The sequence below is a fragment of the Actinoplanes sp. NBRC 101535 genome (assembly GCF_030269225.1).
Lineage (GTDB): Bacteria > Actinomycetota > Actinomycetes > Mycobacteriales > Micromonosporaceae > Actinoplanes > Actinoplanes rectilineatus.
In genome coordinates this window covers 170,378-196,610 of the sequence record NZ_BSSY01000007.1, presented here as the reverse complement: position 1 = coordinate 196,610, position 26,233 = coordinate 170,378, and the positions used below count along the sequence as shown (strand labels likewise).

Sequence of the window (26,233 nt, the reverse complement as noted above, 5' to 3'; positions counted from 1 at the left end):
GCGGGCGTCGCCGCCCGCCCCGGGACGCACGGCGGTCACGCGGCGGTCTTGAACCGCTCGACGATCCTCTGCAGGCCGTCGACGGAGAGCGGGGACGGCGGCTCGGTGAAGTTGAACAGCTGAGGCAGGACGTTGCCGCCGCTCACGGCCTTGAGCTTGTCGGCGCCGGGCAGGTCGGTGATCGCCTTCTGGACCGCGGCGGGGTCGCCGTCGCCGTACAGCAGGATCAGCACGTCGGGGTTGCGGCCGAGCAGCTCCTCGAGGGTCACCTCGAAGACACGCTCCTTGCTGTCGGCGAAGACGTTGGTGAACCCGGCCGCCTCCAGCTGCGGTTCGGCCATGCTCGCCGAACCGTAGGCGTAGGTGACCCCGCCGCCGACGGTCGGGTAGAGCACCGCCGCCGTGCGGTCGCCCTCGACCTTGCCGATCTTCGACACGCGCTCCTGGAGAGCACTGACGGCCGCCTCGGCGTCCTTGCCGAAGACCTTTCCATAGGTACGCATCTGCGAGTAGATGTCGTCGAAAGTGGGCTTCGTCGTGTTGCCCGGGCACATGGTGGGCTCTTCGAGCAGCGGGATGTCCACCGCGGACAGCGTGTCGCGGGACAGGTTGTCGACCTCGCCCAGCACCAGGTCGGGCTGCTGGCTGATCACGACCTCCTTGGAGATCTGCAGGTGGCCGCTGGTGTCGGTCTTGTCGGTCAGCAGCGGGATCTTGTCGATCTCGGCCTGGGTGGCGGCGTCGTAGTACTCCGTCGGGTACAGCCCGGCCCGCGCGGTGGCCCGGTCCAGCACGCCGAGCGAGTGCAGGTACGGCACGGCGGCGCTCTTGAGCAGCACCACCCGCTCCGGGGCCTTGTCGAAGGTGACCTCGGCGCCGCAGTTGGTCAGCGTCAGCGGGTATCCGCCGGCGGGCGTACCCGATGTGGTCTCGGCGGTGGAGCCGGCACCGCATCCGGCGGTGAGCAGGATCGCGGCGGCGCTGGTGGCGAGGAGGCGGAACGCCTTCATCGGCGGGACCTTTCATCGGGCGCCCGGTCAGCGATCCGACGCCCTTGGTTTGCTGTTGCCAAGGATGTGCAGCAGGCTACCAGCGGGCCGATCGACGACGGTCGGGGCCCTGGAGCGGCGACACCGAGGAGGACGACGGCGCCGGCGCCGGGACGGCGACCCGGCTCGCCCGCTCCCACCACCCGGATGACACCGCGATCACGGCCCGCCCGCCGCGTCCGTGACAGTGCTCCGGACCCGGCCCTGGCAGCGGCGGTCCGTCTCGACGGTGTCCGCCTCCGGCAGAAGCTGGTCGATCAGGGAACGGTCGGCCGGCCAGCCGAGGAACGCGACCGCCGGCTCCTCGTCGTCACCGGACGCCGGGCACAGCACCTGGCCGCCGATCCGGTCGCTGCCGACGAAGACGACCGCCCCCTCGCGGTCCATCACCGTCACCACGTGATCCTGGGCGGTGATCACGTAGCCCACGATCACCGGCGGGAACGGCTCCTGCCCCTCCTCGGTGGTCACCTCGATCGCGACCAGCGGCAGCAGCGGGGCCCGCAGGTACGACGTGGTGATCAGCATCGGCACCAGGATCAGCACGCTCAGCGCGGGCAGCAGGATCGCCGGCCGGGCCGCGAACGCCGGCAGCGGGCCGGTCAGGAACACCGCCAGCAGCGGCGGCAGGAGCAGCAACAGACCGGTGACGGCCTGGCCGTCCAGCACGGCGGCCTCCACCGCGTCCACGAAGATCAGGTAGTACTCGGCGGCCAGCACCAGCACCGGCAGCCCGACGCCGGTGGCGAGGATCAACAGCCGGTTCCCCGGGTACGCCTCGCGGAACCCGAGCGCCACGATCACCACCAGGATCGCGCCGAGCGCCGGCAGGTACCGCAGTTGCCAGGTGAGCACGGCGACGCACGCGGCCACCCCGGTCAGCCAGAGCGGCACCCGCAGGTTCAGGCCGAACGGCCACCCGCCGGACGGGTCGCTGATCCGCCGGTACCCCTCCGCCAGCCGAGCCGTGAGCAGCAGGATCGGGACCATCCAGAGCAGTGATCCGAACAGGACCACCATCAGGCCGGCCGGGCTGAGGTTGGCGATCAGCAGGATCATCGTCTGCGGATCGCCGTTGCCCATCAGCCACACCCGGCCGACGAGCAGGGCCAGCGGAAACACCGGGAGCAGCGCGAGCGCCCCCTGCGTCGCACGGCGGCGCTCACTCACGGAGCTCCCCGATCCGGAACCCCTCAGCCTCATCCTTCGGCTGCGCCGACACGGCGACCTGCTGGCCGGACATCCACCTGTCCGACGGCAGGAAGTGCCGGGCGTACGCCTCCTCCCACCGGGTGTCGTGGTCGTCCGCCCACGAGCTCTGCAACACCGACTCCACGAGCTGGCGCAGGGCGGTGTTCTCCCCGGTGTTGACCACCCATTCCTCGGGCGTGTCCACTCCGACGTCGTGGGCCATCAGCCCGTCGTGGTGCCGGGCGACGAACCCGGCCAGCAGCGCCGCGTCGCCGAGTGTCCCGGCGAAGTCGCCCTTCAGCACACCCTCGACGCATGCGGTCCAGGTCGGCCGGACGGTCACCGGGATGTTCATCCGCGCGGCCAGCGTCGAGACGCCGGTCAGGCAGATCTGTCCCTTCGGCAGTTCGTGCAGGGAACGCACCGCGGGGCGGCCGGACCGGGTCACCAGCGTCACCGTGGTCTTCAGGTACGGGATGGTCAGCCCGGTGTTCTTGCCCCGGTCCCCGCTGTTCGAGAGGCCGGCGATCACCAGGTCGACCGGCACCAGGTCGTCGCCGTCACGGGCCTGCATCCGGACCCGTTCCTTGCTCTCGATCGGCATGAAACGCACCTCGGACCGCTGATAACCCAGGCCCACCGCGATCATGTACGCGACGTCGATGTCGAACCCGGAGTACAGCCCGGTCGTCTTGTCGTACTCGCTGACGCCCGGCACGTCGGACAACACTCCGATGGTGAGTGTCGCCTTGCCCGCCAGCCCGGCCGCCTCGATCATCTCGTCGAACGTGGGGCCGGTGTCGCGCCGCATCTCGGCCAGCCCCACCCCCAGGATCACCACCGGAACCAGCAGCAGGGCTAGCAACCGCGCCGCCGGAATCCAGTAGTCCCGGCGCCGTTTCCGGACGACGTCCTCCGCGTTCATGCACAGCCCCCGTCCCGCCGGCCCGTCCGGCGGCGACCGAGGATATCGACCGTCGCCACAGTAGACGCGGCGGGTGCGGTCGCAGCGCCAAACACGTTTCGTGGTCAGGGTGCGAAGCCCATGCGTGTGGTGATGACGGGCGCCCTGGACACCCGTATTCACCACACCCGTGGCGGTGTGGTGAATACGGGCGCGCTGCACGCCCCAAATCACCACACCCGTGGCGGTGTGGTGAATACGGGCGGGATGGGCGGCGTACAGCTCGGGCCGCATCGGACGGAGCGGACCGCCGACGGACTCGATGCCGGGAACGTGACCGATCATGTCCTGCCACTCGACGCCCATCGCGTAGCCGAGACCGGACAGCCGGAGCAGCAGAGCCGCCCGGAGCGGACCGTCACCGAACTCGCGCGTGGGGCAGGGCTGGGCGATGACCCGCGGATCAGCCGGCGCCGCGGCGACGAACCGGGCCGCTCCGGGCGTCGCCTCGTAGATGCCGCCCTGGTGGAACAGCTCCTCCCACAGGTGCGAGACGGCACGCCGCGCGTCGCCGCGGTCCCCGATCCGGACGCATCGAAGGACGCATCGAAGGACGCATCGGACGAGTATCCGGGGCTGCCGGGCTGCCCTGACGAGCGGCCCGGCGACCCCGGAGCTCAGTTGGTCCAGATCTCGGCGCGGTCCAGGCTGACCACCGTGCCGGCCGACGCGCTGCTCTTCGTACCGGTGACACGGACCCGGACGGTGTGCGTGCCGTACGCCAGTTTCGGCGTCAGATAGGTGAGGGCCTCGCCGACCCGGATCGCGCCGTAGAAGTCGACGCTCGTCTCGGCGCCGCCGTCGACGCTGATCGCCGCGATGCCGTTGCCGGTGTCGCGGACCGAGAGCAGGCCGAGCTGGGTACCGGTGAACGTGAGGGTGGCAGTCGCCCCGGTCGCCGCGCTCCAGTGGTCGTCGCCCCAGAAGCACTGCACCCCGCAGCCGGTGCCGGAACTCCACGAACCGGTCAGCGCGAGCGATCCGTTCCCGCTGGTCCGGCCGTCGTCGTTGATCCACGCGGTGGACGGTCCGGGGTCGCCGGACGGCAGGTCCTGGGTGGCGCCGACGGCCAGGGGCCGGCCCAGGCTGGGACTGCCGTCGGCGTTCCAGCCGATCCGCTGGATCCGGCTCACCCGGTTGGTGTACGTCGTGACACTCGTCGCCTTGGCCCCGTACACCATCCACGTCTCGGTGCCGTCCGGGCTGGTGAAGAAGCCGTTGTGCCCCGGCCCGTACACCCCGGCGGCGTCGTTGCGGCTGAAGATCGCGCCGCTGCGCTGTGTCCAGCTCGCCGCGACCAGCGGGTCGGCGGTGGACGGGATGCTCAGCTGCCACAGCTGGTAGTCCGGCAGCCCGGTGTCACACGTCGAGTACACCATGTAGGTCGTCCCGTTCCGCTGCAGGAACTCGGGCGCCTCCCGGATCGTCGAGCACCCGCCGGCCGCGTTGATCGGCACCGCGTTCCCGGAGACCGTCCACGGATCGGACAACGGCGCGATCATGATGCCGTTGTGCTGCCACTGGTTGATCCCGGCGAACGCGACGTACATCCGGCCGTTCTGCTGCAGGATCGACGCGTCGATGGCGAACTTGTCGTGGTTCGGCGGCAGCAGCTGCCCCCGGAAGTGGTAGCTCCCCGCCGGATCGTCGCCGTCGGACTCCAGCACGTACAACCGGTGATTGTCGTCGATCCCGTTGTCGGCGGTGTAATACATGTACCAGCGCCCGTTGAAGCGGTGGAACTCCGGCGCCCAGACGTTCTTGTTGCGCCCGGCGTCGGTGTCCGTCCACACCGTGATCGCCGATGCTCGCAGCAGGCCCGCGACGCTCGGCGACTTCCGGATCCTGATCGAGTCGCCCTCGGTCATCGTCAGGTAGTAGTTACCGTTGAAATAGGTCATGAACGGATCCGGCTTGGTGCCCACCGGGTTCCGGAACGTGCCGGCGGCTGCCGCTTCGGCCGCCCGGGGCACCGTCCCGAGCGACAGCACCAGCCCGGCCAGTGCCACCAGGATCAGCCACAACCTGCGGGGATGAGACACGGAACCTCCTCACGCGAGCCGCGTGGGGGAAACGGCCCGCCGCAAGGAAACATTACTGATTCGCCACCCTCGATCAAAGATCCTTCTCCGGGTACGCGCTGAGCACAGTCCACAACATCCCCGCCCGTGCCCGCCCTCCGCCCCGCCCCGCACCCGCTCTTCTCCCCGCCCCGCACCCGCACCCGCTCTTCTCCCCGCCCCGCACCCGCACCCGCTCTCCTCGCCGCCCCGCCCCGCCCCGCGCCCGCACTTCTCGCCGCCCCGCCCCGCACCCGCTCCCCACCGGCCCGCCCCGCGCCCGCTCCCCACCGGCTCGCGTCCGCTTCCACCAGAAGACGGCCAGACGACGAACGGCGACCGAACCGTAGACGACGGCCGAACATTCTCGAGCCGTCATCCACGGCTCATCCGAAGGTCAGAAGCAACCCTGACCGACGGCCGACACCCCTGAGCCGTCGCCCAGGGCTGTCCCTCGCCCGCCGAACAGCCCTCTCCTACGGCTCAGGATCGCCAGCCGTCACCTACGGTCCGTTCGCCGATCGAGAACAACCCTCAGGGACGGCTGACGACCCCGAGCCGTCGCCGAGGGCTGGACTTCGCCCCCTGAACAACCACGAACAACGGCTCGACCAACCCAGCCGCCACCCACGGTCCACCCACCAACCGAAAGCGACCGTGAACGACGGCTGACGACCCCGAGCCGTCGCAGGTGGCTGTCGGACGTGGCGGGCGTGCCGTCCTCAACCACCGGATGGCACTAGACACCTCGCAGTCAGGGTCTGCCTCTGTGGTGATTTCGGGCGTCCAGCGCGCCCGAATTCACCACACCCACAACAGCGTGGTGATTTCGGGCGTCCAGCGCGCCCGTAATCACCACACCACCACGGGTGTGGTGAATTGGGGCGTCCAGCACGCCCGAAATCACCACACCACCACGGGTGTGGTGAATTGGGGCGTCCAGCACGCCCGAAATCACCACACCACCACGGGTGTGGTGAATTGGGGCGTCCAGCACGCCCGAAATCACCACGCGGATGGGCTTCGCACCCTGACCACGAAACATATCTAGCCACAACCACCGGATGGCACTGGCCGCAACCACCGGGCAGTGCCGTCCTCAGCGACCGAGGACCGGCAGTGCGTCGACGAGCCGCCCGGCGAAGGCCGCGGTGACCGGCTGGCGGGTCAGCAGTCGGTAGAGCATGGCGCCGATCAGGGACTGCGCGGTAGCCGCCGCCGCCCCGGGCCTCAACTGGCCGGCTTGTTCGCCCGCGCGCAGCCGGTCGGCGAGGGCTGCCTCCGCGGCCGCGGTGCTCTGTTCGTAGAAGCGGACCGCCACCTCGTCGCTCTCCGCCGCCGCGGCCGTGGCGGCGCGGATGAACGCGGCGGTGTCCGGGCGGTCGAACTGGGCCGCGAAGGCGCCCAGCCACACCCGCAGGTCGTGGTCCAGGTCGCCGGTGTCGGCGATCGGCGCGACGCCGTCGAACACCCGGTCGGCGAGGAGGCAGTCGGCGACCAGGGCGACCTTCGACGGGTACCACCGGTACACGGTCTGTTTGCCGGCTCCGGCCGCGGCGGCGATCCGGTCGATGGACAACTTGTCGTACCCGTGGAGGGTCAGCTCGTCCCGGGTGGCGTCCAGGATCGCCCGGCGGGTGGCCTCGCTGCGGGCGCGTCCACGCCGAACCTCCACCATGCCGAAACGCTATCAACCCCGCCCGGCCTTTTATCGAGACAAAAAGTCTCGTACATTGCCCGGACAACCGAACGAAAGTGGGAACACATGTCAGTCGTGGTGGTCATCGGGGTGGGTGGCATGGGCGAGGCGATCGCCCGACGGCAGGGAACCGGGCATCACCTGCTGCTCGCCGACTTCGACACCGGCACCCTGGAACGGGTCGCCGGCACGCTGCGCGGCGAGGGCTACACGGTGACGACCGCCCGGGTCGACGTCGCCGACCACGCGTCGGTGTCCGCGCTGGCCGGGACCGCCGCCGGGCTGGGACCGGTCACCCAGGTCGCGCACACCGCCGGCCTGTCCCCGGTGCAGGCGCCGGCCGACGCGGTCCTGCGGGTCGACCTGCTCGGCGTGGCCCTGGTGCTGGAGGAGTTCGGCCGGGTGGTGGCCCCGGGCGGCGCCGGTGTGGTGATCGCCAGCATGGCCGGCGCCCTGACGGCCGGGCGGCTGCCCGCCGAGATGGAGTCCGTCCTGGCCACCACCCCCGCCGCCGAACTGCTGGCCCTCCCCCACCTCCAGGCGGACGCCATCCCGGACGCGGCCACCGCGTACGGCGTGGCCAAACGCGCCAACCAGGTCCGGGTCCACGCGGCGAGCCTGACCTGGGGTGCCCGGGGTGCCCGCGTCAACAGCATCAGCCCCGGCGTCATCGCCACCCCGATGGGCCAGGAGGAACTCGCCGGGGCGAGCGGCGCCTCGATGCGCGCCATGATCGACGCCTCGGGCACCGGCCGGCTGGGCACCGCCGGCGACATCGCGGCCGCGGCCGCCTTCCTCCTCGGCCCGGAGTCCACCTTCGTGACCGGCACCGACCTGCTCGTCGACGGTGGCGTGGTGGCCGCCGTCCGGTCCGGCGCGCTGGCGTTGCCCGGCTGACGACGGGACCGGGCTTTCCCCGTACCCCGGAGAAAGCCGTCAGGAAGCGCGGCGGAACGTCGCGTCGGCCCGGTCCGTCGTGGTGCTGACCGGGCCGGCGCGAAGGGCGAGGCCCTGCAGCCCGCCGACCAGGTGCGGGTTCGGCGCCACGTCCGGCACGGTACGGCATCGACGCCGGTCGCCGGGTGTGGCCGATCGGCGCCCGGCGGGTGTCCTTGCGGCTGACGCCGGACGGGTGCTGTCGCATTCCGGCCAGTCCGCATCGGCACAGATCAGCGGCCCTCACACGAGTCTTTCGTGTTCTCGTCGGCTTCCCTGAACGGGGTACGGCCGTAAGCCTGTTCCGTGGTCTGTTCCGACCATGCCGTGACCACGACGGGAATGACGATGTCCACATATCACCAGAGCGTCTTCACCAACTCCGGCAACGCCCGGGTCGGCACCCAGATCGGCCACCTCAGCGGCGGCCTGCACCAGGGCGCCGCCCCCGCACTCGGTGACCTGCCCGCCCTGCTCACCGCCGCGCACCAACGCGGCGACATCGACACGGAGACGCTGACCGCCGCCGAACAGGACCTGGAGACGGCCCGGACGGCGACCGCCGACGGGCAGGTCCGCACCGCGTTACGCCGGCTGAACGGCCTGGTCGGGGACGTGGCCGGGATCGGCACGGCGGTCGCGGCGATCCTGGCGGCGGCGGGCGGCGGTGCCGCGTGAGCGAGCAGGTGTTCGTCAACGACGGGAACGCGTACGTCGACACGCAGATCGGGGTGCTGCACGGCGACGCGCACATCTACCAGGCCGGGCCGGAGCCGCAGGAGCAGTTCCGGGTGGCGGTCAACTACCTGCACGGCGGGCTGCCCGGCCTGGCCCGGCAACGGATCCGGGCGGCCGTCCTGGAAGGTGGGCTGAGCTCGGCCGAGGTCGCCTACCACTGGGCGCTGGCCGTGCTCAGCGGACGCCGGCCCAGCGACCTCGACGACGAGGACTTCGCCGCGCTGGAGCACGCGCTGTCGATGGCCGGTGACCATCCCAGCGGACGGTGGTGGCGGTCGGTCGGGGTGATCCAGTGTTTCGTCGACGCGGTGCTCGACGTCGGCCCGGACGGGCGGGGCAGCCCCGACGCGTACGCGCAGGCCCTGCACGCCCACGCCCAGCTGCCCGCCGACGACCGGCTGGAGATCGAGAACCACCTCGACCAGTTCCTCGCGCACCTGCTGCGCGACGGTGTCGAACAGCGCGGCGACGAGCACGTCCGGGTCGAACGGATGACGGGCGAGCGGCGTACCCGGGTGCCCAAGTTCTTCGAACCCGACCCGGCTCCCCCGGTCCGCAAGGTGCCACTGGCCACCCCGCCGGGCACCGCCTGGCGTCCGGTCGCCGGGGCCGCCGCGATCGTGCTCCTCGCCCTGTGGACGCTGCTCGGCGCGCTGAGCACGGCGAGTGTCCCGGTGACACTGCTGGTCCTGGCCCTGCTCGGCGCGGGTGGCTGGTATTCGGGGCGGCAGCTGGTCGAGTACGCGTACCGCAAGAGCCGCCAGTCCGCCAAGGAGGCCGAACTGACCCGCGGTGAACGGGCCGCGATCGCACAGCCGGGCACCATGGCACCGCAGGACGGGTTCTCCGACGCGGTCACCGCCATGATCCAGGCCGCGTTCTCGTCCCGGCAGCCCGCCGACCAGACCCGGGACGCGTACTGGCAGGAGACCTGGGGACTGCGGGCCTGCCTGCACGGGGATCTCGTCGACCTGTACGCGCGCTCCGGCACCCCGGCCACCGCCATCGCCTGGCTGGTCGACCACCACGCCGACGACATCGTCCGGCGCTGGCGGGCGCACGGCCTCGCCGGGTTCCGGCGTGATCACCGGCCCGCGCCGCTCACCTCGCCGCGCTACCTCGGTGGCCTGGCCGCCCTGGCCGGCGCCGCGGTGATCGCCACCGTCACGCTGCTGAACTTCCGGTTCTTCGCGCTGCTGCTGACCGTCGGCCTGCTGTATGCCGCGATCCGGGTCGGCCGCACCGGTGTCATGGTGCTGTACGGCGAGCGCCGCCGGATCGAGCTGGACACCGCCGAATATCAGGTGCGCTGGGCGGCCGAGAAGGTCGCGCACCAGCGTCGCGTGGCGCACCTCGCCGACCGTCCGACCGACGTCGAGATGGGCCGCTGGCTGGCCCTGGACCTCGCCTACTTCAAGCGATCCGTGATGTCGGACTGCCGCCTGACCAGCCACGACGTCGTCACCAACGTGGCCCTGACGGAGGCCGCGCCGGGAAGCGCCCGGGCCCGGTTCGTCGGCGGGCCGTTCCGGCATTCGGCGTACACGGTGCTGCTGTTCCTGCTCACCGAGGGCGGCGTCCGCAAGGTGGAGGCGCGTCTCGAGTTCGCCTCCGGCAAGTTCGTCGGCGAACGGCGCAACAATTTCCGGTACGAGGCCATCGTGTCCGCGGACGTGAAGGAGGTCGGTGTCCGGTTCGACGACGGGCGGCCCCGGGTGCTCAGTGACGACGAGGCGTACGCGGCGACCCGCACCGACAAGGTGGTCCGCCGGGAGGCCCTGATGCTGAACCTGGTCGACCGGCAGAAGATCCCGGTGCTGGTGGACCACTTCGACACCGGCACCGTGGACCTGCTCCGGGAGGACCCGGACGACCTGGTACGGCTCGCGAAGGACAGTTCCGGCATCTCCAGCGCGGTCCGCGTACTGGAGGCCATCGCGGTCGAGGGCCGCGACTGGATCGCCCTGGAACGCAACCGGATGTACCGCCGGCAACCCCGGCGCCGGGCCGTGCCGATCCCGCCGCAGAGCCGGCAACTGTACGGGTCCTCCCCGGTCCAGCCCTGGCGGTGACCACTGCCAGGATGGGCGGATGCGCGCCGTGGTGTTCGATGCCGTCCGTTCCCAGCCCGAGGTCCGTGAGGTCGCCGATCCGGTCGCCCCGCCCGGTGGGGTGGTTCTCCGGGTGATGGCCTCCGGGCTCTGCCGCAGCGACTGGCACGCCTGGGCCGGGCACGAGGAGGTCGCCCTCCCGCACGTGCCGGGGCACGAGCTGGCCGGGGTGGTGGCCGCGGTCGGCCCGCAGGTCCGCCGCTGGTCGGTCGGCGACCGGGTGACGGTCCCGTTCGTCTGCGCGTGCGGGCGGTGCGAGTGGTGCCGCGGCGGCCAGGCGCAGGTGTGCCCGGACCAGCAGCAGCCCGGGTTCACGCACTGGGGTTCGTTCGCCGAACGGGTGGCCCTGCACGCGGCGGACACCAACCTGGTGGCCCTGCCGCAGAGCGTCGACTTCGCCACCGCCGCCGCGCTGGGCTGCCGGTTCGCCACGGCGTACCGGGCGCTGGCCGGACGTGCCCGCGTCCGGCCCGGCGAGTGGGTCACGGTCATCGGCGCGGGCGGGGTGGGTCTCAGCGCGGTCATGATCGGGTACGCGCTGGGCGCCCGGGTGATCGCGGTGGACCGGCACCCGGAGGCGCTGGCCGCGGCGTCCGCGGTCGGCGCCGAACACACCCTGCTCGCCGGTGACGTCGCCGCGATCCCCGAACTCACCGGCGGCGGCGGTCACGTGTCGGTCGACGCGGTCGGCAGCGAGCAGACCTGCGCCGCCGCGATCCACAGCCTGCGACGCCGGGGACGGCACGTCCAGGTCGGGCTGCTGCCCCCGGTCGGCGGCCATCCGCGGGTGCCGATGGACCGGGTGATCGGCTGGGAGCTCGACGTGCTGGGCAGCCACGGCATGGCCGCCGCCGACTACCCGGAGATGCTGGCGCTGATCGGGCAGGGGCGGCTCGAGCCGCAGCGGCTGATCGAACGGACCGTCGGCCTGGCCGAGGCGGCGGCGCTGCTCCCCGGCTTCGACCGGGCCACCGTCGCCGGGATGACCATGGTCGACCCTAGTCGCTGATCCTGGCGAACCGCCGGGCCAGGTGGGCGAACGCGGCCGTCAGCTCGGGTGGCCCGACCACCTCGATGTCGGCGTCGTACCGGGCGATCGCCGCGGCGAGACTCGGCCACGACCAGGAGCCGACGGTCAGCCGGCAGCGGCCGTCGCCGTGCTCCTCGACCAGGCCCTCCCGGGTGTACCGGGCGATGGTGGCGGCCGGGGCGCCGAGGATGACGGTGCCCTGGCACGGCCAGTTCCCGGAGCCGTCCGTGGAGCCGCGGAACACGCTGGTCACGTACGTCGCGACGTCCCCGCCGGGCAGCTCCCGCGGGGTGAACCGGGGGCCGTTCGGGGTGCGCAGGACGATCCGGTCCACCCGGTACGTCCGCCACTCCCGCTGGTCCAGGTCGAAGGCGATCAGGTACCAGCGGCCGGACCAGGTGACGACGTGGTGCGGCTCGACCCGGCGCGGCGGGCGGCTCAGGTCCTCCGTGCCGTAGTCGAACCGCAGCACCTCCCGGGCCTGCACCGCCGTGCTGAGCGCCAGCAGCACGTCACCGTCGACCGGCGGGGCCGGCCGGGTCGCCGGGCGGTCGACGGCGGTGACGCTCACCGCGTTGACCCGGTGCCGCAGCCGGGCCGGCATCACCTGCCGGATGGTGCCGAGCGCCCGCTGCGCCGGTTCGGCCAGCCCGCTGCCGACGGTGGTGGCGGCGATCTGCAGTGCCACGGTCACCGCGACGGCCTGCTCGTCGTCGAAGAGCAGCGGCGGCAGCTCGGTGCCGGGCCGCAGCCGGTAGCCGCCGTCCGGACCCTTGACCGCGGAGATCGGATAGCCGAGCTCCCTCAGCCGGTCGACGTCACGCCGGACGGTCCGCAGGCTGATGTCGAGCCGTTCGGCGAGCAGCCCGCCGGGCCAGTCCCGCCGCGTCTGCAGCAGCGACAGCAGGGCCAGCAGGCGTGCGGAGGTCTTCGGCATGCCCCGATCCTCCCCGACGAAGGTGCCACTTCCTGTCACCCACTGCCGAGGGTCCCTCGCGTCAGCCGAGGTGCGCGGAGAGCATCCACGCCTGCTTCTCCAGGTCGTGGATGACGGTGTGCAGGATGTCGGCGGTGGTCGGGTCCTCGGCGTCGACGTCGTCGTGGACCTCGCGGATCGTACCGACGGCCTGCCGGACCAGGCCGGTGACCGCGACGATCGCGTCGCCGGTGGCGATGGTGCCGGGGTCGAGCGGGGTCAGCACGGTCTGCGCCGCCACCGTCTGCGGCCGGCCGTCCGGGACCACGTCGAGGGCGCGCATCCGTTCGGCGATGGTGTCGCCGGCCTCCCGGGCGATGTCGACCAGTTCGTCGAGCTGCAGGTGCAGGTCGCGGAACCCGGGTCCGACGATGTTCCAGTGTGCCTGCTTGCCGTGCAGGTGCAGGGCGACGAGGTCGACGAGCACGCGCTGCAGACGGTCGGCCTGGGCGGGGGTCGCGGTGGCGGCGTGGGTGGCCGCGGTCGTGATGGTCATGTCCCGAACACTAGCTCTTTTCTGGAATCATTCAAGAAAAGGGCACCGTCGGTCGGCAAGGTCACAACCGCGTCCAGTCCCCCGTCCCGCGCCGCCTCCAACCGGACCTCTCCGCCGCTCGACGCCGCCAGCTTGCCGACCAGCGCCAGCCCCAGCCCGGTCCCGCCCTTCGGCGCACCGGGCGCCCTCCAGAACGCCTGCACCGCCAGCCCGCGCTCCTCCTCGGTCAGCCCCGGCCCGGCGTCCACCACATGGATCTCCACCGTCGATGCCGTGACCAACCACCGCACCGCCACCGTGCTGCCGGCCGGCGCCACGTTCAGCGCGTTCGACAGCAGGTTGTCCAGGATCTGCTCCACCGCCCCCGGCACCGCCCGCGCCGCCACGTCGAACGGGCCGTCCACCACCAGGGTCACCGACCGCTGACCGGCGACCGGCCGCCACACCGCGATCCGCTCGGCGACCACCGGCCCGAGCGCCACCGGCTCCGGCGGCAACGGCAGCTCACCACGGGTCATCGCCAGCAGGTTGTCCACCATCGCCGACAGCCGGCCGGTCTCGTGCAACGCCGCCCGCAGGTTCGGCCGCCCCGGCGCGGCCACGTCGTCCTCGAGGTTCTCCAGGCGCAGCACCAGCGCGGTCAGCGGCGTCTTCAGCTGGTGCGAGGCGTGCCCGACGAACGATCGCTGCGCCGCGATCAGTTCCTGCAGCCGGGCCGCCGTCGTGTTGAACGTCGCCGCCAGCCTGCGCAGCTCCGGCGGGCCGGTCGTCGTCGACGCGGTCACCGGCGTACCGCCGTCGGCCAGGCTGCGGGTCGCGCGTTCCAGTTCCCGGACCGGGCGGCCGATCCAGCGGGCCAGCGCGGTGGCGATCAGCGCGCCACACCCGAGCACCGCCACCGCCACCGCCACCAGCGCCGCCCGGAACTGGTGGATGCGCGCCCGCAGCGGCTCGCCGGACACCCGGACCCGCAGCGAGCCCTGCGACGGTTTGCCCGGATGGATCGGCACCATCACGGTCAGCCAGTCGTCGCCGATGTGGCTGTACACCGGCGTCTCCCCGTCCGGGTCCGGCTCCCCCGGCGGGCTCAGCCGTTCGACCCGCGCGTTCCAGCGCCGCTCGGCGTCGGCGATCATCGTCTGGATCTGCTGCTCGTCGCGCAGCCACTCCGGGGTGTCGATGAACGCGGCGAGGGTCTCCGCGTCGTGTTCCAGCTGCGACAGGGCGTGCTGCTGCTCGCCGCGCTGGTACATGTAGCCCAGCGGCAGAGCGAGCGCGACCAGCACCACCAGGGTCAGCGACAGGTAGGAGAGCAGCAGACGACGGATCACGGACATGGGTACGGCCGATCCGATTCAACCGTTGAACCTTCGAACACGTATCACCACCGGGACGACGAGAGGGAACAGATGCGGGTACTACTGGTCGAGGACGACGAGTCGATCGCCGAGCCGCTCGCCGACGGACTCAGCCGCTACGGCATCACCGCGCACCGGGTGGCCACCGGCGCCGCCGCGCTGCAGGCGCCGACCGGTGACTTCGTCCTTCTCGACCTGGGCCTGCCGGACATCGACGGCATCGACGTCTGCCGCAGGTTGCGGCAGGTCAGCGACGTCCCGATCATCATGTTGACGGCCCGCAGCGACGAGACCGACCGGGTGCTGGGCCTGGAGATCGGCGCCGACGACTACATGGCCAAGCCGTTCAGCACCCGGGAACTGGTGGCCCGGATGCGGGCGATCGGCCGGCGCACCCGGCCCGCCGAGCCGCCCACCGAGAACCGCCTCGGCCCGCTGAGCATCGACGAACGTACCCGTCAGGCAAGCCTGCACGGCAGCCCACTGCCACTGACGCCCAAGGAGTACCAGCTCCTGGCCCTGCTGGCGGCCGATCCGGGCGCGGTCGTCGACCGCCGCCGCATCCTGGAGACCGTCTGGGAACCCAACTTCTTCGGCCGCGGCAAGACCCTCGACTTCCACATCGCCACCCTGCGCCGCAAGCTGGGTGACCCCGCCTGGATCGAGAACAGGCGCGGAATCGGCTTCCGGCTCTGCGTTCCCCGACACCTCTAGGGGTACGCGACGACGGGAGTCCCGTGGCCCCCAGAAACGCGATCACCCGCCCGCTCCCGGCCGCGGCGCGACACCGGCTCCCCGGCGCGGGGAGACCTCAGCGGACCGGCCGGGCCGACACCGTCCCGTCCCGGTGACCGGTGAGCAGCCACGGCTTGCGGTCCGCGGTCACCACGGTCAGCGCCGACGGCCCAGCGCCGGCCGCACCGACGGTCCCGTGATAGCCGCCGGTCCCGTAGTCGTGCAGGTCCATCCGGTCCCCGCCGGAACAGGTGAGCACCCGCCCGGCCGCCACCACCGCGTCGTCCACGCCGCCGGTGCCCGGGGCCGACCAGCGGGCCACCACCCCCTCGCCCACGACGATCTCCTTGAGCCCGCCCTCGCCGGCCAGGTACACCCGGCCGGTCTGCGCCCACACCCGCGCGGGCACCTCGCCCTGCACCCACCGCCAGCGGACCTCCCCGCCGTCGTCGAGCACGGTCAGGTCACCGCCGTGCCCGGCCAGGATCCGGTCACCACCCGGCAGGTACGCGGCCGCGCGGACCGGACCGCCGGCCAGCCCGAGAATCGTCCCGTCCCGGGCGTCCAGCTCCATCGCCCCGGCGGTCGTGGCCAGCAGCACCCGCAGTCCCCGGGTGTCGGCGCCGACCGTCGCGGCCGTCGCCGGCAGCCGCGTCTCCCAGCACAGCCGCCCGCCGGTGTCCAGGCGGAACGCCCGCCCGTCCCGGGTGGTGCCGACCACCCCGCCCGGGACCGGCGCCACCTGCCGGGTCGATCCCAGCCCGGTGACGTGGTGCTCCTCCACCGTCAGCACCCACCGCCGGCCCTGACGCAGGCGCACCACACCCACCCCGGAACCGGTCGCCCCGTACGCCACACCGACGTCGTCGACCGCGGCCCGTACGTCGCCGACCGGACCGTACGGCAGCGTCACCGCCGTCGCCGCCCGGTCCATCGCGGCCGTGCCGCCGTCCGGAACCCGCAGACCGTCGTCGAGGATGTCGGTCACCTCACCGGTCGCCGCATCCACGGTCGCCGTGCACAACCAGCTGCCCCGGACGAACTGGACGAGCAGCACCCGCCGGCCGAACTCGTACGCGAGACGCACCCCGGCCATCCGCCCGCCGCCGGCCTCCCGCAGGACCCGGTCGACCGCCGGATAGATCTCCCGTGCCGCCGTCGCCGCCTCACGCATGCCTACCTCCGCGTTCGCTGTCACGCTCTGGTGGACGTACGGACAAGGCCCCCGGATTCCTTCCCGGCAAGACCCTGACCAGGACCTGGACGATTCCTATATCTTCAGGACGGGTCCTGGGGAAAGCCGTCGGACCGGAAACCGGAAACCCCGGAATTCGGCGAGCACCGGACGATACAGTCAGAAAAATCATTGAACTCAGAAACGGAAGTTCAGCCCTGACCAGTTTCGACGAGCTGACCGCCTGGATCGAGGCCGGCGACATCGAGCGGGTCACCGGCGCGCTGCTGGCCGCCGGCGATGAGGAGCGGCGCGCGTTCACCGGCCCGCTGACCGACTTCACACTGACCTGGCTACCCCGCCCCAGCCTCGACGCCCGCCCCGGCGAGACGCCACACGACGCCCAGACCCGGCAGCAGGCCGAGGCCCACGCGTTCGAGCTCTCCGAAGCTCGACGCGAGGCCGCGCTCTGCGTCGCCGGGGTCGCCTGCCTGCCCCGCGCCCCGGAGATCGTCTCCTGGCTGAAAGCCGACCGGTTCCGCCGGCGGCTGCCCGCCGAGGCGGTCGACGCGATCGTGCGCCTGCTGCGTTCGCCCGGCCGCGCGGAGCTGCCCGCGGTCGCGACCGCCCTGGCCGACCGCCTGCGCCCGCCGCAGAACGTCCGGCTCTGGCCGGTCGTCAACCTGCTGCTGGAAGCCGCCGAACTGCCGCCGCCGTCGAGCGAGGCGGTGGTCCGCGGCTGGATCCAGAACATCCGCGAATCCGGGCGTCCCCTCGCGGAGGCGCTGCGGACACCGCGTACCCCGCTGTTCCTGCAGCACGTCTTCACCATCCCGCGGATCGGCACCGACCTCGGCGACGACTGGCCGCCCGCACTGGCCCAGCTCAGCGCCGACGGCCTCTACGACCGGCAGGCCATGCTCGACGGCTGCCTGTTGCGGCTGCGCTCGGACGACCGGCCCGGCGCCATGCGGCCCTTCGTCGAACTGCTGCGCCACCTCGACCCCACCCTCGACGAGTACGCGGCACACCGCGACGAATACCTCGACCTGCTGTCCAGCCCGCACCTGGCCATCGCCGACCAGGCCCTGCACGCCCTGCAGAGCCTGGACGCGGCCGGCCGGCTGGAGATGGACGCCATCGTCGAGGCGTCGTACGCGGTGCTGCCCCGCAAGGACAAGAAACTGGTCCGTGAGCACCTCGACTGGATCGGGGACACGCTCACCCGTACCAATGAACCGGCTCTCTTCGACGCCCTGCTCGCCGGACTCGCCAGTGAGGCGGCGGATCTTCAGGAACGGACCCTGAAGATCGCCATCCGGCATCTGCCCGCCTACGGTGACGCCGGCCGGGAAGCCCTGGCCGGGGCCGCCACACCGCTCGACGGCGACCTGCGCCGGCAGGCCCTCGCCGCCCTCGGCACCGACGCCGAGGAGGAACCGGTCCAGGTCCCGCTCAGCGTCTCCCCGCCGGCGCCGATGCCGGCCCCGATCGCCTCCCCCGCCCAGCTCGCCGACGCACTCAGCGTGCTGTTCCGCGGCACCGGCACCCCCATGCTCGAGGAGCGGGTCCTCGACGCGCTGGCCGTGTTCGCCCACGCCGACCGGCCCGCCCTGACCGACGCCCTCGGCCCGCTGCAGCCCCCGCACCCGGGACCGTGGGCGGACCTGCTGCGCGCCGTCGCCGAACGCCGCTGGACCGAATCCGATCAGGGCTGGGACGAGTTGCAGGCCCGCCCGGCGTCGGCCATGTACGCCGAACGCATCCGCGAACTCGGCCGCCAGCTGTGCGGCACACCACCGCCCGGCCTGCTCGCCACCCCGTCGACCACCGTCGGGCACGTCGACCCGGCCCGGGTGTTCGCCCTGCTCACCACCGCCGACAGCGACGGCTGGCAGCCCGGCCCGTACGACCTGTCACAAGCCCTGCTGCGGCTGCCCCGCGACGTCGACCCGGGCATCCGGGCCGCCGCCACCGAACTGTCCTCCCCCGCCGGGCACGCCTTCGCCGGCTGGCTGCGCGACGGCGGCCTCGCCGACCCGGACGTCGACGCCGTCATGGCGACCCGCCAAGCCTGCCGGCACGTCCACGACTGCGACAGCGGCCGCCAGCCGCACTGCCGCTGCCTGAACAACCGCCGGCTGCCCTGCCGCACGGTGACGTTCACCCCGGTCGGCCACCCGGCCCTGACCGTCCCACCCGGCCTGCTGGCACTCACCGAGGCCGACGCCGTCGACCATCTCGGGTACGCCTACGGCACCGCGGCCTGGCCGGCCGTGCTCCCCAGCCACCGCGAAGTCGTCGCCGCCCACCTGCAACTGGTCCTCGCCCAGGCCGGCGACGGGACGATGGCCGGCGAACTCGCCCACCTGCCCGCCCTGGCCCGCTGCGACGGCCCGTTCGGCCCGGCCATGGCCCAGTGCCTGGCGTACGGGCTTGGCGCCGCCCGCTCCGCCGGCCGCACCGCCACCGTCGACGCGTTCCTGATGCTGGCCGCCCGCGGCATCCTGGACAGCACCCTGGTCGCCCGGGAGTTGGCCGAGCTGTACAGTTCCGGCGCGCTGGTCCTGAAACGCGTCATCGACGGCCTGGACCAGGCCCACCGGGCGGGCGCCACCGACCACGTCTGGTCGATCACCCGCGACCTGCTCCCCGCGGTCCTGACGGCGCCCGGCCCGGGAGCGCCCGACCTGCTCAAACTCGCCGAGTCGGCGGCCGCCGCCTGCCTGGCCGACGACGAGCTGCCCGAGGTGGCGAGCGTCGCCGCCCGCGGCAGGCGCACCCGGTTGGGCACGGAGGCCGCCCGCCTGCAACGAACCTTGACCGAGAACCACGGCCAGCTCTGACCCACCCAGGCCATCCGTTCACCCTGATGACCACACAGACGCCTCCACGCAACGAGCCGCTACCCGTCCCGGTCCCGTCTCATCCCGTCCGGTCCCGTCCCATCCATGTCCCGGTCCCGCCCTCGCCGAGGTCGTCCGCCCCGGACGACGGCTGGCGGATCCGAGCCGCTGGACAGGTGTCGTGTCAGCGTCCGCGTGGTGACTTGGGGCGCCCGCCGCGCCTGAAATCACCACGCCCAACGGGTGTGGTGACTTGGGGCTCTCAGCACGTCCGCAATCACCACGCCCCACCACGAGCGTGACGACTTCAGGCGCCCAGCACGACCGCAATCACCACGCCCCACCACGACCGTGACGACTTCAGGCGCCCAGCACGACCGCAATCACCACGCCCCACCACGAGCGTGACGACTTCAGGCGCCCAGCACGCCTGAAGGTAACCGCGGAACCGTGATCGACGGCTGGAGCGGCTGAACCGTCGTGCACAGCTGCCCGAGAGGCGAAACTCAGCCGCGGGCGACGGCTCGGGCCCGTCAGCCGTCAACCACGGTCGTATCCCGCTCACGAACCGACCACGACCGACGGCTGGACAGACCGAGCCGTCCGCCACGGTTCCCCGCGAGACGAAAATCCACCACCAGCAACGGCTCGAACCCACCGGCCGTCATCCACGGTCGTGTTCGGCTCGCGGACCGACCTCAGGTGACGGCTGGGGTCGGGTGAGCCGTCCTCCACGGTTCTTGAGGAGGTGACACCCAGCCACCAACGACGGCCGGACTGGTGTGGCCGCCGGGGCGTGTGGTCATCGCTGCGTGTCACCGCCGCTGTGTGTTCCGCCGCTGTGTGTAGCTGCCACTGCGTGTAGCTGCCACTGCGTGTAGCCGGCCTCGGGAACTGGACCATGGTGCGACGTGGCTGAGCATAGGAGCCCTGATCACCCAGGTCAGAGCCGGACCGGTCCGGGCGAGGCGAACAGGCGGGGCAGCGCAGAGCTGATCAGGGCAGGGCGGTGATGATGTCGGCGACGGCCTGGGGCTGGGACAGGAACGGGTGGTGGCCGGTGGGAAGTTCGATCACTGTGTCGGCTCGGCGGGCGAAGTCGCGCTGCGCGGCCGCCGGCGTGCCACGGTCGTCGGTGCAGACCACGTACGTGGTGGGCAGGCCGGGCCAGGCCACTTCCCGGACCGGCTGCTGCGTCACCGCCAGTGTCTGCCGGACCAGGCGGGTCAGGGATTCGCTGACGATGTCCGGCGGGCAGTCCTGGACGAAGGTTTCGGCGAACAGTTCGGGGCGTCCGCCGAAGGTGCCGCCGGCCGGGTCGAAGTCCAGGAACGGCGGCGGGGTGCTGGCTCCGAACGTGGACAGGGACTCGCCCGGCTCGGGCAGGTAGCTGGAGATGAACACCATGTGCCGGACCGTGTCGACGCCGACCGCCGCTTCGGAGGCGACGATGCCGCCGTAACTGTGGCCGACCAGCACGACTGGTTCGGTGGAGGCGGTCAGTACGGCGCGGACGGCAGCCACGTCGGCGTGGAGACCGTCGATGGGGACGGGGGCGCCGCCTTCGCCGCAGCTCGGCAGGCCCGGCGCGACGCTGGTGACACCCCGGGACTGCAGGATGGCGGCGGTCGGGTGCCACCACCAGGATCCGTCACGGACGCACGCCCCATGCACGAAGACAACACGCATTATTCCCCCAAAACGACCGAAAAAGAGAACCCGAGCTTCGGTATCAACGGTAGACGTAGCGTCTGTTACGTGAAAAAGTGCGGCGATGGGACGGCACAAGCAGCCCGCGATCCGCGACCGGATCCTGGACGCCTGCGTCGATCATGCGCTCGCGCACGGGCTGCCGGAGCGACTCGAGCCGTTGTCGACGGCGTCCGGGGCGTCCACCCGGATGTTGATCTACCACTTCGGGACGCGGGACACGCTGCTCCGCGAGATCCTCGGGCGGGCCCGGCAGCGGCAACGGGACTTCTACGGCGAGCTGCTTCGGCCGCGGCCGGACGAGCCGTACCCGGAGACGTTGCGCCGGGCATGGCGGGCGATGACCGGGCCCGCGGGGCGGCCCTACCTCAGCATGTTCGGCAAACTGCGGGAGAGCGCCGAGCAGCAACTGTGGCCCGGGTTCCGGCGGGAGGCCACCACCGACTGGCTACACCCGCTCGACGAGGGCCTGCCCGGGCGGGGCACCCTGGTGCTGGCGGTGATCCGTGGCCTGATCCTGGACCTCGAGGCGACCGGCGACACCACCCGCGCCGACGAGGCCTTCGACGCGTTCCTGGACATGCTCACCGCGTACCCCTAAATGGCCTGACCCGAGATGAAGGGCAACCAGCCGGCGTACCAACCGGACGATAGAGCCATCGGGCCGAGCAGCAGGATCAGATCGCGGTTGCGGGCGCGGGCCAGGGCGATCGCCGGGATGAGCAGCACCGGGAAGGCGGGCAGCAGATGCCGGCCCATCATCGAGATGTGCGCGTGGGAGCCGGCCGCCAGCACCAGGGTCGCGGCGGCGAACACGGTCAGCGGCCAGGGCGCCCGGCGGACCAGCAGGGCGAGCAGCACCACGAAACCGGCCAGGATCAGCACGGAGAGGATCCGGATCGGCTTGCCGGCGTGGTCGTCGTCGACGCCGATCATGATGTCGGTGACGGTCTTCCAGGTGGACTCGCCGTAGTCCCACCAGGCGCCGAAGGTGTTGTTGTGGATGGTGAAGTACTCGTCGACGCCGCCGAGGCGGTGCGCGGCGAACGCCAGGTAGGCGAGCAGGCCGGACGGGGCGAGGAGCATCGCGGCGTACGGGCGCCAGCCGTCCCGGCGACGGGCGGCGGCGATCAGCGCGGCCAGTCCGACCGTCCCGATCAGCGCCGCGGCGGTGGGACGGCTCAGCCCGCTCAGGCCGGCGAGCAGTCCGGCGGCCAGCCAGTTCTCGCGGAGCAGCGCGTACAACGTCCAGGCTGCCAGGGCGGTGAACAGTGACTCGGTGAACGCGCCGTTCTGCGTCATGGCGGCCGGGGCGAGCGCCCAGACCGCGGCGAGCATGATCCCGGCGCGGTGGCTGTGGACCTGGCGGCCGATCGCGTACAGGCCCCAGGCGGCGGCGACGGCCGCGACGAACGAGACGGTCAGGCAGGCGGCGACCGGGTCGACGAACGGCAGGTCGGCGAGTGGCCGGGCCAGCATCGGGTAGAGCGGGAAGAACATCAGGCGGAACGCGTACGGCACGCCGTCGGCGTCGACCGCACCGATCGGGCCGCCCAGCCCCTGCTCGGTGATCTTCAGATACCACCGGGCGTCCCAGGAGAGCAGCGCGTCCATGAACGACGTGAAGCTGCGCCACTGGTTGCCGATCGTCCCGTCCGGATAGACCTCCTTGCCGGGGCTTCGCGCGTATGCGTGCGAGGCAAGCACATACATCACCTCGAGGCTGAGCAGCCGCAGCGTGAGGTAGAGCCCGATCGCCGGTGCGGCGGAGTTCATGATCCACCGCGACGGAGGCTGCTCGATGGGGACCACCCCTCCGGTCATCGATCCCAGTCGGTGCCAGAGGCTATCGCACCGGTGCCGTTCACGGCTGTCCCGCCTCTTCGATCAGGGCGCGGATCCGCAGCGGCATCTCCTCGTGCAGGGAGATGGCGGTGCTGGTGCGGACCACGCCGGGCGCGGCGACGATGAGGTCGGTCAGGCGGTGCAGGTCGGCGGTGTCCCGGGCGACCACCTTGACCAGCAGGTCGGCCTCGCCGGTGGTGCGGTGCATCTCGATCACTTCGGGGATGGCGCTCAGGGCGGCGGTGACCCCGGCCGCGCTGGTCTGGGCCAGCGCGATCGAGACGAAGGCGACCATGCCGCGGCCCAGGTGGGCGGGGTCGACGCGGCGGGTGAACTCGCGGAGCGCCCCGGACTGGCGCATCCGGTGCAGGCGGGAGCTCAGGGTGTTGCGGGCGATGCCGAGGCGCTGGGCGAGGGCCAGGGCGGTGGCGTCGGGATCCTCGTCCAGGGCGAGCAGGATTCGGGCGTCGAGCTGGTCCATCTGAGCATTCTGGCACCATGATCAACGATCTGATGACATGGTGCGCAGCCGGGAAACGTCACATTGCGCGCCCAATCATGATCTTGCAGGGTGGCGGCATGCAAGCCGACCAGCACGTCGTCCCCGACGCGACCCCGACGATCGCCCGGCACAGCTTCGCCGAGGACGTCGTCGCCCTGGTCAGCGGAACCCTGATCACCGCCTTCGGGCTCTACCTGATCAAGAGCTCGGGCGCGGTGACCGGCGGGACGGCCGGGCTGGTGCTGCTGATCAGCCAGCTCACCTCGTGGCCGTTCGGGCTGCTCTTCACCGCGGTGAATCTGCCGTTCGCCGTCCTCGGATGGAAACGCCGCGGTCCGCGGTTCGTGGCGAGTTCGGTGTTCTCCGTGCTGATGCTCTCCGGGTTCTCGCTGCTCCAACCACGGCTGATGACCCTGGATCAGGTCAATCCGGTGTACGCGGCCCTGCTCGGCAACCTGGCCGCCGGAATCGGACTGCTGATCATTCTGCGTCACCACAGCAGCCTCGGCGGCTTCAACGTGATCGCCATCGTCTGTCAGGACCGGTTCGGCTGGCGGGCCGGATACGTGCTGCTGGCCCTGGACGCGACGGTGATCGTTCTGTCGGCGTTCACCGCGCCGCCGTCGACGGTCCTGCTGTCCGCGGCCGGGGTGGCGGTGCTCAACCTGGTGCTGGTCGTCAACCACCGGCCGGGGCGGTACCCGGCCGCGCTGTGAAACACCGGCCTCACAGGTCGGCGGACCAGTCGGCGAGCAGCTGCAGGACCGGCGCGCGGTCGGTGAGACGTTGCGCCGCGTCCCGGGTGTCGTAGGTGTAACCGGCCGTGGACGCCTGCGCCCCGGCCGACGCGACCATCCGCGGCGCGAGCCAGAAATACCGCGCCATCGCCGTCACCCGGATCGCCCGGCGCACCTCGTCCACGGGCACGGCACCGCCGAGCCCCCGCGCGTAGGAACCGGTCACGGTCTCCAGCACCTCGCCGAGCAGCGCCACGTCGATCAGCCCGTCGAGGAAGCCGTCGAGCGCGAGGAACGCCGGATCACCGCCGACGGCGCCGGGGCCGACGAACGCCCAGTCGAGCAGCACCGGCCCGCGCGGCGCGGCGATCAGGTTCATCGCCCACACGTCGTGGTGACAGATGGTCTGCGGCAGGGCCCGCGACGCCGCGAGCACCCCGAACCGCCGCTCCCACAGCCGCCGCAGTCCGCCCCGCAACGCCGGTGACCAGGCGGACGCCACCACCGGATGATCCCAGTCGACATCCTCCGGCACCGGCTGGGCCAGGGTCGCGTCGGCGAGGAAGTCCCGGGGCCACCAGGCCGCCGCGACGGGCTTCTCGGTGAGCCACCGGGCCTGGGCGGCGCCGAGCCGTTCCGCGACGTCGCCCAGCTCGGCCGGGCCCCACGACGCGCCGGGCGTCGCCGCGACGTCCTCCAGCCAGATCGCCACCGAACCGTCGGCGCGTTCCCGCACCTCGTGACACTCCGGCGCGGAAAGGCCGCCTTCGGCGAAGACCGAACCAGGAACATCCGATGTGTACGCGCACGGCTCGCGCCGCCAGTAGTTGAAGTGCCCGGGGTCGTCACTCGCGGCGAGGTGCGGCACGGCACCGGACCGGTGCGGCGTCGCCACCTTCACGACGGCCGGGGAGCCGTCCCGGAGAACCCGCCAGACCCCGCCGGTGACCTCGTTGGCGGTGCCGTGCTCCAGCCGGTCGGCGGTCCACCCGTGCTGCATCAGGTCACTGGGAATAGTCACCTTCCGAACCTAGGGCCCGCACACCCCGAGATCACGCCTGGAGTTTCCGGCCCCGCAGTGCTACCGCCGGCGCACGCCGACCCGTACGGGCTACCGGTCCCGCCGATGCGCGTACCGGGGCAGGGCGGGCGGGATCCGGTTGCGGGGCAGGGCGGGAGTGGACTCGGGTCGTACCCTCGCTGAGGAGAGAGCGACGGCGACGGGGAGCTCGCATGGCAGCGGATCAGGCGCGGGGCCGGAGGAGCGAAGAAGGCCGAGAGGGCCGGCAGGGCCAGAAGGTCGACTTCAAGAGGAGCATCGCGGCCTACCGAGCGCGCCGGGGCGAGTTCGCGCTGGTGGACGTGCCTCCGCTGCGGTACCTGATGATCGACGGGCAAGGGGATCCGAATGCCGGTCCCGAGTTCGCGGAGGCGACCGCCGCGCTCTACCCGCTCGCCTACCGGCTCAAGTTCGCCAGCAGGCGGCAGCTGGGCCGCGACTACGTGGTGATGCCCCTGGAGGGGTTGTGGTGGGCTGACGACATGGAGTCGTTCACCGCGGCTCGGGACAAGTCGCGCTGGAACTGGACTCTTCTGATCATGGTGCCGGACTGGGTGGATCAGGGGATGGTCGACGTGGCGCGGGGTGAGGTCGCGGCCAAGGGCGGTCCGCGGCGGCTCGACGAGGTGCGGCTGGAAACCCTCGTGGAGGGCCGGGTGGTGCAGACGCTTCATGTCGGGTCCTACGACGACGAGGCGGCGACCCTGGAGCGGATGCACCGGGAGGTCATCCCGGGTCATGGGCTGTCGATGACCGGACGGCACCACGAGATCTATCTCAGCGACGCCCGCCGGGTGGCACCGGAGCGGCTGCGCACCATTCTCCGGCAGCCGGTCGGGGCGCCGTAGGAACCGCGGGTTCGCGGGACCGCGTTCCGGTGGAGGCCCCGGTCATCGCGCCGACCGGGTTCCGCTGGGGTGCGTCACCGCGTCATCGCCCGATCCCAGGAGACGGCGGGACCTGCCGCCCGTGCGGGACGTTCCCTTCCGGAGCGCCAGGGGCGGGTGCTTTCGGCG

At 72.0% G+C, this 26,233-nt stretch carries 23 protein-coding genes; 9 read left to right on the top strand and 14 right to left on the bottom strand.

Features of this window, described 5'->3' with window-relative positions:
• Positions 1–35 precede the first annotated feature (35 nt).
• The 6 genes from QSK32_RS21145 to QSK32_RS21120 form a co-directional block, all read right to left on the bottom strand.
• Positions 36–1,010 (bottom strand): ABC transporter substrate-binding protein, encoded by a 975-nt coding sequence (locus tag QSK32_RS21145; RefSeq protein WP_285472869.1) that lies wholly within the window; start codon positions 1,008–1,010, stop codon positions 36–38.
• A 198-nt stretch (positions 1,011–1,208) separates the two neighbouring features.
• Positions 1,209–2,219, bottom strand: a complete 1,011-nt coding sequence (locus tag QSK32_RS21140) for a hypothetical protein (protein ID WP_285472868.1) — start codon at positions 2,217–2,219, stop codon at positions 1,209–1,211.
• Positions 2,212–3,165 (bottom strand): transporter substrate-binding domain-containing protein, encoded by a 954-nt coding sequence (locus tag QSK32_RS21135; RefSeq protein ID WP_052720842.1) that lies wholly within the window; start codon positions 3,163–3,165, stop codon positions 2,212–2,214. The genes QSK32_RS21140 and QSK32_RS21135 overlap by 8 nt, the downstream gene beginning before the upstream one ends.
• Before the next feature lie 656 nt (positions 3,166–3,821).
• Positions 3,822–5,246: a glycoside hydrolase family 43 protein gene (locus QSK32_RS21130; protein ID WP_285472867.1), complete on the bottom strand. Its 1,425-nt coding sequence runs from the start codon at positions 5,244–5,246 to the stop codon at positions 3,822–3,824.
• A gap of 772 nt (positions 5,247–6,018) precedes the next feature.
• Positions 6,019–6,348, bottom strand: coding sequence for a hypothetical protein (locus QSK32_RS21125; RefSeq protein ID WP_285472866.1), 330 nt, complete (start codon positions 6,346–6,348; stop codon positions 6,019–6,021).
• 15 nt (positions 6,349–6,363) lie between these two features.
• Entirely contained in the window at positions 6,364–6,942 is a 579-nt protein-coding gene (locus QSK32_RS21120) for a TetR/AcrR family transcriptional regulator (RefSeq protein ID WP_045747402.1), read from the bottom strand.
• A gap of 87 nt (positions 6,943–7,029) precedes the next feature.
• Here QSK32_RS21120 and QSK32_RS21115 point away from each other — a divergent pair, with 87 nt between their 5' ends.
• From QSK32_RS21115 to QSK32_RS21100, 4 genes are all read left to right on the top strand, one after another.
• Positions 7,030–7,860 (top strand): SDR family oxidoreductase, encoded by an 831-nt coding sequence (locus tag QSK32_RS21115; protein WP_045747401.1) that lies wholly within the window; start codon positions 7,030–7,032, stop codon positions 7,858–7,860.
• Positions 7,861–8,247: 387 nt separating this feature from the next.
• Positions 8,248–8,577: a hypothetical protein gene (locus QSK32_RS21110; RefSeq protein ID WP_285472865.1), complete on the top strand. Its 330-nt coding sequence runs from the start codon at positions 8,248–8,250 to the stop codon at positions 8,575–8,577.
• Positions 8,574–10,709, top strand: a complete 2,136-nt coding sequence (locus tag QSK32_RS21105; protein ID WP_285472864.1) for a hypothetical protein — start codon at positions 8,574–8,576, stop codon at positions 10,707–10,709. Before QSK32_RS21110 ends, QSK32_RS21105 begins: the two co-directional genes overlap by 4 nt.
• Positions 10,710–10,728: 19 nt before the next feature.
• Positions 10,729–11,757: a zinc-dependent alcohol dehydrogenase family protein gene (locus tag QSK32_RS21100; protein ID WP_285472863.1), complete on the top strand. Its 1,029-nt coding sequence runs from the start codon at positions 10,729–10,731 to the stop codon at positions 11,755–11,757.
• On the opposite strand, the gene QSK32_RS21095 is transcribed toward QSK32_RS21100, so the two are convergent.
• The 3 genes from QSK32_RS21095 to QSK32_RS21085 form a co-directional block, all read right to left on the bottom strand.
• On the bottom strand, positions 11,747–12,715 hold the full coding sequence (locus QSK32_RS21095; protein WP_285472862.1) for a helix-turn-helix transcriptional regulator: 969 nt from the start codon (positions 12,713–12,715) through the stop codon (positions 11,747–11,749). The two genes, QSK32_RS21100 and QSK32_RS21095, sit on opposite strands and share 11 nt — an antisense overlap.
• Before the next feature lie 61 nt (positions 12,716–12,776).
• Positions 12,777–13,250: a Dps family protein gene (locus QSK32_RS21090; protein WP_045747397.1), complete on the bottom strand. Its 474-nt coding sequence runs from the start codon at positions 13,248–13,250 to the stop codon at positions 12,777–12,779.
• Positions 13,247–14,587: a sensor histidine kinase gene (locus tag QSK32_RS21085; protein WP_285472861.1), complete on the bottom strand. Its 1,341-nt coding sequence runs from the start codon at positions 14,585–14,587 to the stop codon at positions 13,247–13,249. Before QSK32_RS21085 ends, QSK32_RS21090 begins: the two co-directional genes overlap by 4 nt.
• 72 nt (positions 14,588–14,659) lie before the next feature.
• On the opposite strand from QSK32_RS21085, the gene QSK32_RS21080 reads away from it, so the two are divergent.
• Positions 14,660–15,322: a response regulator transcription factor gene (locus QSK32_RS21080; protein ID WP_045747396.1), complete on the top strand. Its 663-nt coding sequence runs from the start codon at positions 14,660–14,662 to the stop codon at positions 15,320–15,322.
• Between the two features lie 97 nt (positions 15,323–15,419).
• Here QSK32_RS21080 and QSK32_RS21075 read toward each other — a convergent pair whose 3' ends face one another.
• Entirely contained in the window at positions 15,420–16,517 is a 1,098-nt protein-coding gene (locus QSK32_RS21075) for a hypothetical protein (protein ID WP_285472860.1), read from the bottom strand.
• Between QSK32_RS21075 and QSK32_RS21070 the strand changes: the two genes are divergently transcribed.
• The gene (locus QSK32_RS21070; RefSeq protein WP_285472859.1) at positions 16,493–19,363 is read left to right on the top strand and encodes a DUF6493 family protein; all 2,871 of its coding nucleotides are present in this window, start codon (positions 16,493–16,495) and stop codon (positions 19,361–19,363) included. The two genes, QSK32_RS21075 and QSK32_RS21070, sit on opposite strands and share 25 nt — an antisense overlap.
• 996 nt (positions 19,364–20,359) lie before the next feature.
• On the opposite strand, the gene QSK32_RS21065 is transcribed toward QSK32_RS21070, so the two are convergent.
• Positions 20,360–21,052, bottom strand: coding sequence for an alpha/beta fold hydrolase (locus tag QSK32_RS21065; protein ID WP_285472858.1), 693 nt, complete (start codon positions 21,050–21,052; stop codon positions 20,360–20,362).
• 85 nt (positions 21,053–21,137) lie between these two features.
• Between QSK32_RS21065 and QSK32_RS21060 the strand changes: the two genes are divergently transcribed.
• Complete coding sequence (locus QSK32_RS21060) at positions 21,138–21,674, top strand: TetR/AcrR family transcriptional regulator (protein WP_285472857.1); 537 nt, start codon at positions 21,138–21,140, stop codon at positions 21,672–21,674.
• Here the strand turns inward: QSK32_RS21060 and QSK32_RS21055 are convergent.
• Together QSK32_RS21055 and QSK32_RS21050 are read right to left on the bottom strand one after the other, a co-directional pair.
• The gene (locus QSK32_RS21055) at positions 21,671–22,849 is read right to left on the bottom strand and encodes a glycosyltransferase family 39 protein (protein WP_157411522.1); all 1,179 of its coding nucleotides are present in this window, start codon (positions 22,847–22,849) and stop codon (positions 21,671–21,673) included. The two genes, QSK32_RS21060 and QSK32_RS21055, sit on opposite strands and share 4 nt — an antisense overlap.
• A gap of 88 nt (positions 22,850–22,937) precedes the next feature.
• Positions 22,938–23,399 (bottom strand): Lrp/AsnC family transcriptional regulator, encoded by a 462-nt coding sequence (locus QSK32_RS21050; RefSeq protein ID WP_285472856.1) that lies wholly within the window; start codon positions 23,397–23,399, stop codon positions 22,938–22,940.
• A 98-nt stretch (positions 23,400–23,497) separates the two neighbouring features.
• Between QSK32_RS21050 and QSK32_RS21045 the strand changes: the two genes are divergently transcribed.
• Entirely contained in the window at positions 23,498–24,136 is a 639-nt protein-coding gene (locus QSK32_RS21045) for a YitT family protein (protein ID WP_285472855.1), read from the top strand.
• A gap of 10 nt (positions 24,137–24,146) precedes the next feature.
• On the opposite strand, the gene QSK32_RS21040 is transcribed toward QSK32_RS21045, so the two are convergent.
• Positions 24,147–25,178, bottom strand: a complete 1,032-nt coding sequence (locus QSK32_RS21040; protein WP_285472854.1) for an aminoglycoside phosphotransferase — start codon at positions 25,176–25,178, stop codon at positions 24,147–24,149.
• Positions 25,179–25,390: 212 nt separating this feature from the next.
• Here QSK32_RS21040 and QSK32_RS21035 point away from each other — a divergent pair, with 212 nt between their 5' ends.
• Positions 25,391–26,065 carry a GyrI-like domain-containing protein gene (locus tag QSK32_RS21035; protein WP_285472853.1) on the top strand — a complete coding sequence of 225 codons (675 nt, stop codon included), beginning with the start codon at positions 25,391–25,393 and terminating at the stop codon, positions 26,063–26,065.
• The last annotated feature ends 168 nt before the right edge of the window (positions 26,066–26,233 follow it).